General features: G+C 39.2%; 16 protein-coding genes and 1 other annotated feature. Of the genes, 14 read left to right on the top strand and 2 right to left on the bottom strand.

The features are described 5' to 3' along the window. Window positions 1-311 precede the first annotated feature (311 nt). The 11 genes from RI196_RS13405 to pheA all read left to right on the top strand — a co-directional run bounded on the left by RI196_RS13405 (window position 312) and on the right by pheA (window position 9,551). Window positions 312-1,550, top strand: coding sequence for an Nramp family divalent metal transporter (locus tag RI196_RS13405; protein ID WP_130156089.1), 1,239 nt, complete (start codon window positions 312-314; stop codon window positions 1,548-1,550). A 334-nt stretch (window positions 1,551-1,884) separates the two neighbouring features. Continuing rightward, window positions 1,885-2,679: a M23 family metallopeptidase gene (locus tag RI196_RS13400; RefSeq protein ID WP_063387950.1), complete on the top strand. Its 795-nt coding sequence runs from the start codon at window positions 1,885-1,887 to the stop codon at window positions 2,677-2,679. Further along, window positions 2,672-3,538 (top strand): M50 family metallopeptidase, encoded by an 867-nt coding sequence (locus RI196_RS13395; protein WP_311066362.1) that lies wholly within the window; start codon window positions 2,672-2,674, stop codon window positions 3,536-3,538. The genes RI196_RS13400 and RI196_RS13395 overlap by 8 nt, the downstream gene beginning before the upstream one ends. A 59-nt stretch (window positions 3,539-3,597) precedes the next feature. Further along, window positions 3,598-5,064, top strand: coding sequence for an Rne/Rng family ribonuclease (locus RI196_RS13390; RefSeq protein ID WP_311066361.1), 1,467 nt, complete (start codon window positions 3,598-3,600; stop codon window positions 5,062-5,064). 51 nt (window positions 5,065-5,115) lie between these two features. Then, window positions 5,116-5,191: a sequence feature (ribosomal protein L21 leader region), on the top strand. A 13-nt stretch (window positions 5,192-5,204) separates the two neighbouring features. Further along, window positions 5,205-5,513, top strand: coding sequence for a 50S ribosomal protein L21 (rplU, locus tag RI196_RS13385; RefSeq protein ID WP_063387953.1), 309 nt, complete (start codon window positions 5,205-5,207; stop codon window positions 5,511-5,513). A 15-nt stretch (window positions 5,514-5,528) separates the two neighbouring features. Continuing rightward, window positions 5,529-5,867, top strand: coding sequence for a ribosomal-processing cysteine protease Prp (locus tag RI196_RS13380; RefSeq protein WP_063387954.1), 339 nt, complete (start codon window positions 5,529-5,531; stop codon window positions 5,865-5,867). A gap of 12 nt (window positions 5,868-5,879) precedes the next feature. Beyond that, the gene (rpmA, locus tag RI196_RS13375; RefSeq protein ID WP_063387955.1) at window positions 5,880-6,170 is read left to right on the top strand and encodes a 50S ribosomal protein L27; all 291 of its coding nucleotides are present in this window, start codon (window positions 5,880-5,882) and stop codon (window positions 6,168-6,170) included. Between the two features lie 120 nt (window positions 6,171-6,290). Further along, a complete protein-coding gene (locus RI196_RS13370) occupies window positions 6,291-6,839 on the top strand; it encodes a Spo0B C-terminal domain-containing protein (RefSeq protein WP_063387956.1) in 549 nt (182 codons plus the stop codon). A 28-nt stretch (window positions 6,840-6,867) separates the two neighbouring features. Continuing rightward, complete coding sequence (obgE, locus tag RI196_RS13365; protein ID WP_311066360.1) at window positions 6,868-8,163, top strand: GTPase ObgE; 1,296 nt, start codon at window positions 6,868-6,870, stop codon at window positions 8,161-8,163. Between the two features lie 67 nt (window positions 8,164-8,230). Beyond that, window positions 8,231-8,674 (top strand): transcriptional regulator ThrR, encoded by a 444-nt coding sequence (thrR, locus tag RI196_RS13360; RefSeq protein ID WP_063387958.1) that lies wholly within the window; start codon window positions 8,231-8,233, stop codon window positions 8,672-8,674. A gap of 22 nt (window positions 8,675-8,696) precedes the next feature. Next, window positions 8,697-9,551: a prephenate dehydratase gene (gene pheA, locus RI196_RS13355; protein ID WP_063387959.1), complete on the top strand. Its 855-nt coding sequence runs from the start codon at window positions 8,697-8,699 to the stop codon at window positions 9,549-9,551. Window positions 9,552-9,592: 41 nt separating this feature from the next. Here pheA and RI196_RS13350 read toward each other — a convergent pair whose 3' ends face one another. Then, on the bottom strand, window positions 9,593-10,132 hold the full coding sequence (locus tag RI196_RS13350) for a transcription repressor NadR (RefSeq protein WP_198318535.1): 540 nt from the start codon (window positions 10,130-10,132) through the stop codon (window positions 9,593-9,595). A 22-nt stretch (window positions 10,133-10,154) separates the two neighbouring features. Beyond that, complete coding sequence (locus RI196_RS13345) at window positions 10,155-11,276, bottom strand: IscS subfamily cysteine desulfurase (RefSeq protein WP_311066359.1); 1,122 nt, start codon at window positions 11,274-11,276, stop codon at window positions 10,155-10,157. A 121-nt stretch (window positions 11,277-11,397) separates the two neighbouring features. On the opposite strand from RI196_RS13345, the gene nadB reads away from it, so the two are divergent. From nadB to nadA, 3 genes are read left to right on the top strand one after another with little or no spacing between them, the layout of a single operon-like run. Then, window positions 11,398-12,939: an L-aspartate oxidase gene (gene nadB / locus RI196_RS13340; protein WP_311066358.1), complete on the top strand. Its 1,542-nt coding sequence runs from the start codon at window positions 11,398-11,400 to the stop codon at window positions 12,937-12,939. Then, entirely contained in the window at window positions 12,936-13,781 is an 846-nt protein-coding gene (gene nadC / locus RI196_RS13335; protein ID WP_311066357.1) for a carboxylating nicotinate-nucleotide diphosphorylase, read from the top strand. The genes nadB and nadC overlap by 4 nt, the downstream gene beginning before the upstream one ends. Beyond that, on the top strand, window positions 13,778-14,890 hold the full coding sequence (gene nadA / locus RI196_RS13330; protein WP_130156075.1) for a quinolinate synthase NadA: 1,113 nt from the start codon (window positions 13,778-13,780) through the stop codon (window positions 14,888-14,890). The genes nadC and nadA overlap by 4 nt, the downstream gene beginning before the upstream one ends. Window positions 14,891-15,169 lie beyond the last annotated feature (279 nt).

The following is a 15,169-nucleotide window of genomic DNA, read 5'->3' as shown; positions in this document are numbered from 1 at the left end:
CGTTTACAAAGGGAAGGAGACAGGTGCGAGAAATCATTTCAAACAGCTGATACAAGAGCAATGAAAACGATCGACTTAAAAATACAGAATATTCAATTAATAAAATATGAATTCTTTACATAAGAACTATAAATGAGAAAGTTTCGCATGGATGAACAATTGCTAAAACTAGATATAACAGCATGATGCGAAAATATGTTCATCCAGCAATTGATTCATGCACATTTATATTCCCTAGTGAGAAAGATCATTCATAAGAAATATTAGATGACTCATTTCTACGTTCAAATCTCAGATGGAAGGTGACAGTGATGGAACATGGCAAATCCACAAAAAAGTGGCCGGCCGTTGGTCCGGGGTTAATTGTCGCAGCAACGGGCGTCGGAGCCGGTGATCTAGTTGCTGCCTTAGTTGCCGGTACAAATTTTGGACTTGTCTTTTTATGGGCAATCATTATCGGGGCTATTTTAAAATTTGCCTTAAATGAGGGTGTTGGCCGATATCATTTGCTGACTGGAAAAACTATTTTAGAAGGCTGGCATTCTATGGGATTATGGGCAACAAGCTATTTTGGCGTTTATTCGGTTATTTGGGGATTTGTTTATGGAGCGGCTGCGACTTCATCTTGTGCATTGGCTCTGTCTGCATTATTTCCTGTCTTGCCTTTATGGGTATGGGCGGTTATAAGCGGTTTGTTAGGTTTTTTATTAACATGGATGGGGCAATATAAGCTATTTGAAAAAGTTATGAATCTTTTAATTCTACTTATGTTTATTTCGGTTGTCGGCTCAGCTGTTATTGTTCTGCCGGAACTTTCTGATATCATGGACACTGCTGTTCCGGCGTTGCCGAAAGGGTCACTGCTTTACGCACTCGGATTAATTGGGGGAGTTGGCGGATCCATTACCATGGCGTCTTATGGCTATTGGCTGCAGGAAAACAATTGGAAGGATCGATCCTACCTCCGCTACGTTAGATTTGACTCCATGATTGCCTATATTACTACAGCAGTTTTTACAATTTCTTTATTAATTTTAGGGGCTGCATTACTATATGGAACGAATACAAACATTAACGGTGAGCAAGGTCTCATATCATTTGCTACCATTTTAGGAAACGAGCTGTCCCCAACTGTACGTATCTTATTTCTCATCGGTTTTTGGTCAGCTTCCTTTACATCAGTATTAGGTGTTTGGAATGGCGTCTCTTATTTATTTGCTGATTTTGTCTATACAGTTAAAAAACATGATGTGAATAAAGAACAATTAAGTAAGACAAAAGCTTATAAATTTTTTGTTTTTTGGTTAACATTCCCGCCAATGCTCTTGCATTTTATAGGAAAACCTGTGAGCCTCATTATTTTGTATGGTGCCCTTGGTGCGCTATTTATGCCCTTTCTGGCGCTGACCCTTATCTATTTGCTTAATAGTAAAAAGCATCTTCCTCATAAGGAAGATCGAAATAAATGGTTTTTCAACGTACTTTTGAGTTTAAATATTGTTTTATTTTTCATTTTATCGATCAATGAACTAGTCAACCTATTTCGTTAAGCGGCTTCAAATAAAAGGCAGTCTAGCTTTTGTGTTAATTCACCATATACTACTATTTCAAAAAGAAGACGACAAAAGCATTTTGTGGTCTTCTTTTTGATTTCAAAATTTTGCTTTTCTCGGATAGCGCCATATTTTATTTTGCTTCATCCAGTATTCCTTTGAACCAGAAAACAGTGAAGAACCTACTTACTAGGTTGTAGGTAAAAGTTCTTTATCAAGGTCAAAGATAAACATTTGCCTAGATATCGCTTTAAGAAATGCAAAATGGCTTTATTGTCATAAACGGTAAGGACAGGGCATAAACTTGTACAAAATTGCAAAAGGATGATGGATGATGAATCGTCGAGCAAAAGAAATAAAAAAACGAATAGCAAAGCGTAAACGAAAAAGAATGAACAGCATGCTTTCGAGCAGTTCAAGCAGCAGTGATGATATATCTGTTCCATTTATCAATCAAATCACACAAGAAAACGTGCAAGTTGACGCGGACTCCCCTCTTTATGTAGAGGCAGAAGGAAGTAAAAATTTTCATCCATTGTTCCGTTCGGACGTTTTTATAACAAAATTGCTAATCTCTGCCTGCATCGTCCTGATGATCGGTATTATTTTTAAAAATGACCGGGCAGAATTTCTGAAAGCTAGAGATTTCGTCAGCCATGTGATGGAAAAGGAGTTTAACTTTGCATATGTTTCCAAATGGTACGAAGAACAATTTGGGAATCCATTAGCGTTTTTGAAAAAACAATCGAAAGAAGAAAGTGGATCTAAAGAAAGTCAATATGCGGTTCCGGCATCAGGAAAGGTGCTTCAGAGCTTTAAAGATACCGGGCAAGGCGTGATGATCGAAACAAATAATAAAACGGTAGAGGCCATGAATGAAGGAATTGTTATTGAAGCTGGAAAGAAGGAGGATACTGGTCTGACTGTGGTGATTCAACATGCTGATGGAATAGAAACCTGGTATGGGAACCTGGAAGAGCTAAATGTAGCGCTGTATGACTTTGTCGAAACAGGAAAACCTGTAGGCAAAGTAAAGCAAAGCCAAAACCAGCATGGAACATACTATTTTGCCATAAAAAAGGGCGACACATTTATTGACCCGAGTCAGGTGATCTCATTTGAATAAATATTTTTCCTTATTGTCGAAAATACATATTCATCCTATCTTTTGGGTGTTGATTGCAATCGGAGCAATGACAGCGCAATTTAAAGCTCTTTGCATCCTTTTCTCAATAGTTTTTATTCATGAAATGGGGCATGCTGTTTGCGCCAGTTTTTTTTCATGGAGGATCAAGTCCATTCAGCTTCTTCCTTTTGGCGGTGTAGTGGAAATGGAGGAGCATGGAAATCGTCCCTTGAAAGAAGATCTGTTTGTTGTTATATCTGGACCGATTCAGCATTTATGGATGCAAATAGCTGCATGGATTTTTTGGGAAGCGAATTTCATAAACGACTCTACATATGAAATGTTTATTTTTTTTAATATGTCTATTTTCCTTTTTAATCTTGTTCCCATTTGGCCCCTTGATGGAGGAAAGCTTCTTTTTATTTTGCTGAGCAAACAAAAACCTTTTTCAGTTGCTCATAAGGAAATGCTTCGCATATCTGCAGTTGTTTTTTCATGTTTGTTCCTTTTTTTGCTTTTTTTTAACCCTACTCTTTTAAGCGGGTGGATTATCGCAGCCTTTATCGTCCACTCCATTTATACGGAATATAAACAAAGACAATTTGTATATATTCGCTTCTTGATGGAAAGGTATTATGGAAATCATAAAGCGTTCACAGTGTTAAAGCCGATCATTGTTGATCGCGATGATTTGATTTACCACGTGCTGCTGAAATTTCAGCGGGGTTGCAAGCACCCTATTATAGTGGAGGACGATGGAAAAAAACTTTTTCAGCTTGATGAAAATGAGCTTCTGCACAGTTTTTTTTCGGAAAAAAAGACGGACGGAAAAATGGGCGATTTACAGTACGTTTATTGACGCCTGCAGGAAAACATGGTATTGAAATAGGAAACAATACATGAAAAGAGGTTGTTGGGTTGCGGCAATTAATTATAAATAAAAAAACGGATGATGAACGCATTGCATTATTGGAAAACGGACGACTGGCGGAAGTATGGATAAAAGAAAAAAACACGATTGTCGGCAACATTTATAAAGGAAAAGTAACAAAAGTCCTTCCTGGTATGGAGGCTGTTTTTGTTGATTTAGGTCAGGGAAGAAACGGCTATCTTCACCGGAATGACATTATGTCGTATTTTGAGGCGTTCCGAACGAATGAGGCATTAAAAAATAAAAATGTCCGGCATTTTATTTCTCAAGGTGAAGAGGTAATCGTTCAAGTTGTAAAAGAATCAGGAGAATTTAAAGGCCCTAAAGTCACAATGAATATTGAATTGCGGTCCCCTTTTTTTGTATATCAGCCCTTTGGCCGCACGGTGGCAATTTCTAAAAAAATTATTTCCCAGGAAGAAAGAAAAAGATTGCAGCTTCTCGGGGAAACGTTATGCTCAAACAAAGGGGGCATCGTTTTCCGAACTGCTGCGGAAAGAGCGGATGACCAAACAATAAAAAAATGGTTCGATGACATGCTGAGCAGTTTTGAACAACAGCTGAAAAGCAAAAAAGTGCCGAGCTTATTATTCGGTTCAGAAAGTTTTATAGAGCAAATTATCGCTGAAATTTCACCGCATGTATTGGATGAAATTGTCATTGATGACATAAGCACTGTAAAAGAATTGAAAAAAAATTACGGAGATTTGTTCCCATTTTCCATTGATTTTTATTCCGAAAACGAAAATATTTTTTCTTATTATGCAATCGAACATGAAATCGAAAAGGCGCTGAAAAAAATTGTTTGGCTAAAAAACGGCGCGTTTATCGTAATTGAAGAAACGGAAGCAATGATTGTCATTGATGTTAATACAGGGAAATTTTCGGGGAAAAATACGTACCGAGATACGGTTTTAAAAACCAATGAGGAGGCGGCAAAAGAAATTGCCCGGCAGTTAAGATTAAGAAATTTGAGCGGAATCATTTTGATCGATTTTATTGATATGGAGAAGGAAGATCGAAGCCGGATTTTGAGATTGTTTCAAAAAGAATTGGAAAAGGACCGCATTTTCACAAAAGTCATCGGTTTTACCGAATTAAATATATTGCAATTAACAAGGAAAAAAACTCGAAAATCTCTTTCCGAGCTTTTGCTCGAACCATGTCCAGCATGCGGCGGAACAGGAAGAAAAAGGACGGTTGAAAGCATTGCTTTTGAACTTGAAAGAACCCTTCTTGAACATGCTGGATCAGATGACGAAGCCGTCCTTGTAGAAGCGGCCCCAGAAGTTTGCGATTTTTTTACATGTGAATATGAGAAACATTTAAAAAAGCTTGAAGAACTAATAGGCATGAAGATTTTCTTCAGTCCTTCCGATCATGTAAAAGGATTCGAAATTCGCCAATGGGGAACAGAAGAGGAAGTGTCTTTACGGATCTCCAAAATGTATTGACATATACATTCATATTTTGTTAAGATCAATTTGTTATTGTTTTTTGTAGCACCCGTGCTACAACCGCTCAGTTTGGGTTTGAAGCTCGGTTATCCGACACCCTAATCTGGCGAGTCTTAGTTAAATAGGAGGTGCAGAATATGTACGCAATCATTGAAACTGGCGGGAAACAAGTGAAAGTTGAAGAGGGTCAAGCCATTTATGTGGAAAAATTAGACGCTCAAGAAGGTGAAACAGTTACTTTTGATAAGGTGCTTTTCGTTGGAGGAGACAACGTAAAGGTAGGTAACCCGCTGGTAGAAGGAGCTACGGTTACGGCAAAAGTTGAAAAGCATGGCCGAGGTAAGAAAATTATCGTTTTTAAATATAAACCGAAAAAAAATTACCGTAGAAAACAAGGTCATCGCCAACCGTACACAAAAGTTGTCATTGAAAAAATTAATGCATAATAAAGGCTGTTTCATATGATACATGTGACCATCCATCGTTCGAAAGAAGGATTCATCCGGTCGTTTACAATGAAAGGGCATGCGGACTTCGCAGAGCACGGGAAGGACATCGTATGTGCAGGCGCTTCAGCTGTTTCTTTTGGAGCAGTAAATGCGATCAAAGCTTTAGCCAATGTCGATATGAATGTTGAACAATCGGAAGAAGGCGGATTTTTGCACGTACAGGTTCCTGATCAAGTTGACACGGATTCATTTGAAAAAATCCAATTATTGCTTGAAGGAATGCTTGTTTCATTACAAACGATCGAGCGAGGGTATGGAAAGTTTATTCGAATCGTTACAAAAAAAGATTAGGAGGTGGCACTCATGCTAAAATTGGATCTTCAATTTTTCGCATCGAAAAAAGGAGTTGGGTCCACGAAAAACGGACGTGATTCCATCGCAAAACGATTAGGTGCAAAACGTGCGGACGGCCAATTTGTTACAGGCGGCTCCATTCTTTATCGTCAAAGAGGTACAAAAGTTTATCCTGGTTTGAATGTTGGCCGCGGCGGGGATGATACGCTTTATGCGAAAGTAGACGGCATCGTCCGTTTTGAACGATATGGACGCGACAAGAAAAAAGTCAGCGTGTATCCGATAGCAAAAGAAGCATAAGCAAACACTTGAAAAACTCTAGCCTTTTTGGTTAGAGTTTTCTTTTTCGGTGTTTTTTTAATGGAAAGTTGATATAATTTTTGTACATGTTTAAAAAGATAGCTTGATGGGAGTGGAACCATGGCTGATCAAAGAGAGAGATGGAGTATTGTTGACGCATTAAGCCACTCCAGACATGATTGGATGAATAAATTGCAATTAATTAAAGGCCATTTATCATTAAAAAAATACGATCGGGTGAAGGAAATTATTGATGAAATTGTCGTGGAAGCAAAGCAAGAATCAAAACTTTGCAATTTAAACATGCCCAGTTTTGCAGAGCTGCTTTTAACATATAACTGGAAAGGACACCTTCTCATTTTGGATTATGAAGTGCTAGGGGAAGCGATGGATTGTTCTAGTCTAGATGAGGAAATGTTCCATTTTACAACAGATCTTTTTCAAATCCTTAATCAAAATATTGATAAAAAACAAGAAAATCATATAACCGTAACATTAGAACTCTTTAAAACAGAAAACAATGTCCGGTTCTTTTATGATTTTAATGGTATACTAACGGATGATAAGACTCTTTTAACATTTTTAGAGCAGTACCAATCAGATGCAATCACCATTCAACAAATACATTTTGATACATATGAATTTACATTGATGGTCAGTAAGTCGTGATGAAACAATGAAAGGAGGCTGAAGCTCAATGTTTGTCGATCAAGTGAAGGTATATGTGAAGGGCGGAGATGGCGGGAACGGCATGGTTGCTTTCCGCCGTGAAAAATATGTTCCGAAAGGAGGCCCTGCAGGGGGAGACGGCGGAAAGGGCGGAGATGTGATTTTTGAAGTGGATGAAGGTCTTCGGACGTTAATGGATTTTCGCTATAAAAAACATTTTAAAGCTCCAAAAGGCGAAAACGGGATGTCTAAAAATCAGCACGGGAAAAATGCCGAACCCCTTGTTGTGAAAGTTCCTCCCGGTACTGTTGTAATAGATGATGATACAAAAGAAGTGATCGCAGATTTAACCGAGCACGGGCAAAGAAGCGTGATTGCCAAAGGAGGACGGGGCGGCAGAGGAAACACCCGATTTGCCTCGCCAACGAATCCGGCGCCTGAAATATGCGAAAAAGGGGAGCCGGGCGAAGAACGATATGTAACATTGGAATTAAAGCTTTTGGCTGATGTCGGGCTTGTCGGATTTCCGAGCGTTGGGAAGTCCACTCTTTTATCAGTTGTATCAAGTGCTAAACCAAAAATCGCTGCCTACCATTTTACGACGATTGTGCCGAATTTAGGTGTTGTTGAGACCGAAGACGGACGCAGTTTTGTGATGGCAGATTTACCGGGTCTTATTGAAGGCGCTCATCAAGGAGTAGGTCTTGGACATCAATTTTTGCGTCATATTGAAAGAACAAGAGTCATCGTTCATGTCATTGATATGTCCGCAATGGAAGGCCGTGATCCGTATGAGGATTACCTGACGATCAATGAAGAATTAAAACAATATAATTTAAGGCTGACGGAGCGGCCGAAAATTGTTGTCGCCAACAAAATGGATATGCCAAATGCTGCTGAAAATCTTTCACAATTTAAAAGAAAGCTGCAAGACAAAAATGTCAGCATTTTTCCAATATCAGCCGTTACACGCCAAGGAATTCGCGAGCTGTTATTTGCTATTGCCGATTTACTGGAAAAAACACCGGAATTCCCTCTTTACTTTGACGAAACGGAAACATCTGCTCCGAATCGCGTCGTGTATACATTAAAGGATGAAAAGCCGAGCTTTACCATCAGCCGTGACAGCGATGGAGCGTTTATTTTATCAGGTGAAAAAGTTGAAAAGCTGTTTAAAATGACCGATTTTTCAAGAGACGAATCCGTTCGCCGTTTTGCAAGACAGCTTCGCAAAATGGGGGTAGACGACGCATTAAGAGAGCGCGGTGCAAAAGACGGGGATACAGTCAGGCTGCTGGAATTTGAATTTGAATTCATTGAATAAAACATTTTGCACATAAAATCTGTGTCCTTCATGCTTCATCGCATATGGGTGGGAAAGGAGACGGTAGATGAAAGACGAAATTTTTTATTTGGTAAGGGAAGATGTGCTGCCGGAAGCAATGAAAAAAACGCTCGAAGTGAAAAAGCTTCTTGAACGAGGCAAAGTCTCGTCCGTTCAAGAAGCTGTGCAGCTCGTTGACTTGAGCCGAAGTGCGTTTTATAAATACAGAGACGCGGTTTTTCCTTTTCATACTGTTGTCAAAGAAAAAATCATTACGTTGTTTTTCCATTTAGAAGATCGTTCCGGAACGCTGTCGCATTTGCTTAAAGTTGTGGCTGAAGCAGGCTGCAATGTGCTGACAATTCACCAAACCATTCCGATTCAAGGAAGAGCCAATGTGACTTTATCATTAAATACGAACGGAATGAAAGAGGATATGAACGTTTTATTATTAAAATTGCGGAAGCTAGAATTTGTAGAAAAGGTCGAACTATTAAGTTCAGGTGCATAGAATTAGGAAGGAAGATATACAGATGAAAATCAGCTATTTGGGACCGAAAGCAACATTTACTCATTTGGCCGTCTCAAAATTTTTTGAAAACGATGTAAAACTAGTCCCTTACCGAACGATTCCACATGTCATGGATGCAGTCGTCAAGCAAGAAACAAACATTGCTGTTGTTCCGCTTGAAAACGCGCTTGAGGGGTCGGTCAATCTTACAATTGATTATTTAATTCATGAAAATACACTGCATATTGTCGGTGAAATTGTTGTTCCAATCAAGCAGCATTTAATGGTTCATCCTTGCAGGAAGGATGATTGGAAAAAAATCGAAAAAGTATTTTCTCATTCACATGCTATTGCACAATGCCATAAATTTTTACATGAGCATATGCCGGATGTTTCGATCGAATATGCCACATCGACAGGAGCCGCTGCAGAATATATTCATCAACATCCGGAAGAAAATATGGCTGTCATTGCCAATGAGTTGGCGGCAAAAGAGTATGATTTAGCTATTGTGAAATATAATATTCACGATTATGATTACAACCATACACGATTTGTTATTTTACATCCGGATCAAGATTTTCAAATAGAAAATAACCACCATAATAAAGTCGGTGAAAAGACGACATTAGTTGTAACGTTGCCGACAGACCATGTAGGTGCCCTGCATCAAGTATTGTCTGCATTTGCATGGAGAAAACTGAATTTATCAAAAATTGAATCTCGTCCAATGAAAACGGGATTAGGAGATTACTTGTTTATTATAGATATAGAATCAAAAATGGATGATGTTTTAATACCCGGGGCAATCCAAGAACTGGAGGCTTTAGGCTGCGGCGTCAAGATTCTCGGAAGCTTTCCGGCTTATAAACTATAAAAAAAGCCGAGCATCCATTGCAGGATGCCTGGCTTGATTAATCAATGATCGTCACGAATTAAAAATCCTGCTTGATCAAGAGCTGCACAAACATCATTTAAAGTTTTTTCATTGTCGGCAAGAATGGTGTGCAAATGAATGCCGTTCGTTAATTCCGACAAATAAGAGGCGTTTGTTGTTTCGATTTTTTTTATGAACTCATCTACTTCTTTTCGATTGCTTACCATAATCGATGCGGTCAAGTCCCCGTACACTGGATGTTCAACGATCACATCTTTTACAGTCGCTCCGTAATCAACAATAATGTTCAATTCCTCCTTTGTTTTTTCCGGAGCGTGCTTGCAGGCAATAAGACGTTTCGCTTTTTTTGCCTCATTCGTTCTTTCTTTTAAATACATATATCCCTGACTTGTGGCTAAAATCGGTTCTCCGAGTGCTTTTAAAAGAGAAATATCTTGAACGATGACTTGACGGCTGACATTCGTCCGTGAGGCCAATTCCCCTCCCGTGATCGGCCGATTTTCATTTTTTAACCATTCGAGAATCACTTCCCTCCGCTTGTCCCCTAATATTTTTTCCATAAACACCAGCCTTTCAAAACTCTTATTGAACGATGGATAGAATCGCATTGATAAGCTCATCGACTTCCGAGATTGTATTTGTAATTCCAAAGGAAATACGAATAAATTGATGAGCGGAATCTTTGTCAAAGCCGATTGAAAGAAGGGTTTTAGAAGGATGACTATTTCCAGCTTGACAGGCGCTTCCAGTTGAGACCGCAAATCCTTTTCGGTTCAATTCGAGCATTACAAATTGACCTTCTAAACTGTTTGTGACAACACCAACAATATTTGGGAGAACCTCTTTTTTCGTTTCATTGACAATCGTTATCGTGGGCAGCTGTTTCTTTAATTGGCTGATCAAATGCTGCTTGAGCTTGATGAAATGGTTAAAATGCTTCTCTCTTTGATTATAAAACTCATTTGCGGCAGTGACAAAGGAAAAAATGCCTGGAACGTTGACAGTGCCTGGACGAAATCCGTCCTCATGTGTTGTTCCGGGAATCACTGGCGACCAGCTTGCTGCTGGATGAATATACACTGCTCCTACGCCCTTTGGACCGTAAATTTTATGTGAAGAAAATGTATAGGCATCAGCATTCATCTCATCGACGGGAATCAACAGTTTTCCAAACGTTTGCACACAATCAGTATGAAAGTATATTTTCCTCTTTTTTAAAAACAAGCCAATTTCCTTTATATTTTGAATTGTTCCGATTTCGGAATTGCCGTGCTGGATGGTGACAAGGGCCGTATCTTCACGGATTTCTTCTTCAAGATGCTCCATTAAAATATTTCCATTTTGATCATGCTTTAAAAATGTAATGTCATATCCTTTCGCACGCAATAAAGACAAATAATGGTCAATGGATGCATGTTCAAGTGAAGAAGCAATAATATGCTTTTTGTTTGGCGTGCTATTTAATAATGATTGGATGGCCAGTATGTTGCCTTCAGAACCGCCGCTAGTAAAATAAACACCGTTTGGATCTCCTCCTAATAACGCTGCAAATGCTTTCCTTGACGCTGTCAATAGTTCATACGCTTTGCCGCCGATATCATGCAGACTGCTTGAGTTTCCGTAAGCAAATTTTGCCGCTTCGGTGTATGAAGCAATCGCTTTTTCACTCATGGGGGTCGTTGCTGCAAAATCAAAGTATATCAATTGTTTTCGCCCCTCTCTATTCAAGCCTTAAAAATTTTGTGAAAAATTCCTCTTGTCAATATTGTATTTTTGTGTAAATATATGTGTCAAGACATGTGTAAATTTATAAGGGGGGTTGTTGATGACCCATTATGATGTCATCATCGTCGGAAGCGGTATTGCCGCATTAACGGTTGCAAGCGAATTATGTGAAAAAATGAACATATTAATGATTACAAAAACGATGAAAACTAGTTCTAATTCTCATTTAGCTCAAGGTGGAATTGCATGTGCCATACATGAAAATGATCATAGCTGCCTTCATTATGAAGATACATTATATGCTGGGCGCTACCACAATAAAAAGGAAGCAGTTGAGCTGCTCGTACAAGAAGGAAAGGAAATTATTTCATCCCTTATGGATGAGGGCTTTCCATTTGACAAGGACGAGCAAGGAAATGTGGATTTAGGAAATGAAGGGGCGCACTCCTTTCGCCGCATTCTCCATGCAGGAGGAGATGCGACGGGAAGGAAAATGGTAGAGCATTTTTTGAAAAAAATAACAAACCGGATAACAATCAATGAATATCAGTTTGTTTGTGATGTCGTTGTAAAGGACGGAAGGGCAGTTGGCATTATTACCAAAACAGCAGATGAAAATATACATGTCTATACAGCCTCCCATATTATTTTGGCAACCGGCGGCTGCGGTCAAGCTTATGAATGGACATCCAATCATCCGAACGCAACGGGAGACGGACTTGCCATTGCTTTTCGGGCTGGATGCAGGCTGATCGATATGGAGTTTACACAGTTTCATCCAACAATGCTTTATATAAACGGGACATGCAGAGGATTGATTTCTGAAGCGGTCAGGGGTGAAGGCGCTGTATTGATCGATGAAACGGGGCAAAGATTTATGAGCGAAATTCACCCATTAGGTGATTTGGCTCCTCGAGATGTTGTTGCCCGCGCAATTTATCGTAAATATCGGGATGGACATCAAGTGTATTTGGATATTTCAGAAATTCAATTTTTTTCCGAACGTTTTCCGACGATTGCTGAGATGTGTTGGCAAAATCGGGTAAATTTGAGCGAGAAGAAAATTCCTGTAGTGCCTGGCATGCATTTTTTAATGGGCGGAATTGAAACCGATTTAGTCGGCAGAACGAATATCGATCGGCTTTATGCTGTAGGCGAATTGGCGTGTACCGGTGTCCACGGGGCAAATCGTCTAGCATCAAATTCTCTTTTAGAAGGTCTTGTATTCGGAAAAAGGATTGCAAAATTTATACTGGATCAGTGGCTGTCTTCACAGGAGAGTTTTGGGGATTTCCATTGGAACGAACATGAAAAAACAGAGGTTCCAGAAAAAGGAGAAATACGCAAAATATTGACAAAATGGGTTGGAATCGAACGGACGCATGGAGAACTGGCATGGGCTGTTTCATGGCTGAAGCGATATGTCAAATATTTTCCATTAAATGCTATAAGTTATTCAATTGAAGAAATCGAACGGATTAACATGATCACAGCCGGATATTTAATAGCTAAAGGAGCTCTTTTACGAAAGGAAAGCCGCGGCGGCCATTTCAGGATCGATTATCCAGGGGAAAAACCTGAATGGCTGGAAAAACGAATTGTACAAACAAACGAGCAAAGGATAGGGGCGGTTGAAACATGAATCAAATAAAACTCGAGCAGGCATTGAAGCAATTTTTTATGGAGGACATAGGAGACAATGATTTGTCCAGCGATGCGATTTTCTCAGAAAACGACCGAGGATCGGGCGTCATAAAAGCAAAACAAAGCGGAGTTTTTTGTGGAGAAAACGTGGTGAAAACCGCTTTTTCGATGTTAAACCCCAACCTTGAAGTTCACATGTTTGTAAAAGATGGACATGAGCTGACAGCGGGGGAAGAGATTGCTGTCATAAAAGGTTCTATTCGTTCCATCTTACAAGGAGAGCGCGTAGTGTTAAATCTGCTGCAGCGAATGAGCGGGATCGCAACTTTGACAAAACAAGCGGTGCTGACGTTAAATTCAACGCATACAAAAATTTGTGATACAAGAAAAACAACACCTGGGCTTAGAATGTTTGAAAAGTATGCTGTCCGCATAGGGGGAGGATATAATCACAGATTTGGTTTATATGACGGGGTGATGATTAAAGACAACCATATTGCCTTTTGCGGTTCGATTACAAAAGCAGTTGAAAGGGTAAGAAATCGGGTCGGTCACATGGTAAAAATTGAGGTGGAGGTTGAAACGGAAGAGCAATTGAAAGAAGCAATTTCAGTACATCCCGATATTATCATGTTTGACAATTGCCCGCCTGAACAAGTGAAAAAATTTGTTGCTATGACTCCGCCTGATATTATTACAGAAGCTTCAGGCGGAATTACGTTAAAAAATTTAGCGGATTACAAAGATACAAATGTTGATTTTATATCGCTTGGGTTTATTACCCATTCAGCACCTTCAATAGACATTAGTTTATCTTTTTCGGGGAGGAATGAGCTATGAATCTTTTTGAATTGTTGGATGCTTCAAAAACAGAAATGATGCCTGAAGATTATAAACATCGATCTGTGGAAGAATTGGAAAACCGTGTGATAGAAATCAAAAAGAAATTCGGAACAAGGCTGATGATCCCAGGTCATCATTATCAAAAAGACGAAGTGATCCAATTTGCAGATGTAACAGGAGATTCGTTAAAGCTGGCACAAATAGCGCAAGAAACAAAAGATGCCGAATATATTGTCTTTTGTGGTGTTCATTTTATGGCAGAAACAGCAGACATGTTGACATCGCCTTATCAAAAGGTGATTCTTCCGGATATGAGAGCTGGCTGTTCGATGGCGGATATGGCAAATATCAAACAAACAGAAGCCGCTTGGAGCAAGCTGCAAGAGCTTTTTGACGACACGATTTTGCCATTAACATATGTCAATTCATCAGCAGAGATTAAAGCTTTTGTCGGTAAAAATGGCGGAGCAACGGTAACCTCCTCAAATGCTGAAACGATGCTGGCTTGGGCGCTGAAGCAAAAAAAGAGAATTTTGTTTTTACCTGATCAGCACTTAGGGAGAAATACTGCCTTTAAACTGGGTATTCCCCTTAATAAGATGGCTGTCTGGGATCCGATTGAACAAAAGCTGCATTATGATGGAACAAGGGAAGATGTCGCCATCATCTTATGGAAAGGCCATTGCTCAGTGCATGAGAAATTTACAGTAAAAAATATTGAACATATTCGCAGCAAATATCCCGATATGAAAATTATCGTTCATCCTGAATGTACATTTGAGGTTGTTCAGATGGCCGATTATTCGGGATCCACAAAATATATTATTGATACGATTCAAAACTCCCCGAAAGGAAGCAAGTGGGCAATCGGAACAGAAATGAATCTAGTGAATCGGTTAATACAAAATAATCCCGACAAAGAGATCGTTTCTTTAAATCCATATATGTGTCCGTGTTTAACAATGAATCGAATTGATCTGCCCCACTTAGTTTGGGCGCTGGAATCAATCGATAAAGGAAAAATAATTAATCAAATCATTGTGGATGAATCAATTAAAGAGTATGCAGTTCTTGCATTAAATCGCATGCTGGATCATAGCTCATAAAAAGGAAAAATATTGCAATTGCCCATATGCATGCGGGATAGCAAAAGTACGAAGAACAATTTGAATGCCTGGGGTCCCTCCCCGGGTATTTTTATTTTTGTATTTTTGCAGCATAAATCAGCAGCTGTGTACTGATATCGATATCAATTGGCTTTTAAAAAAGAGGATCGTTTTTCTTAGCCTTCATTTTTAAATCATAATCCCACTAAAATTTGCATAAGTTGTGATGAAGAAGATTTATGAATGTTTTGATTCGAAAGTTGTATAGGCAGTACGTTT

This window comes from Aeribacillus composti (assembly GCF_031760945.1).
In the GTDB taxonomy this organism is placed as follows: domain Bacteria; phylum Bacillota; class Bacilli; order Bacillales; family Aeribacillaceae; genus Aeribacillus; species Aeribacillus composti.
The sequence above is the reverse complement of the archived record's forward strand: the minus strand, read 5'-3'. Positions and strand labels throughout refer to the sequence as shown.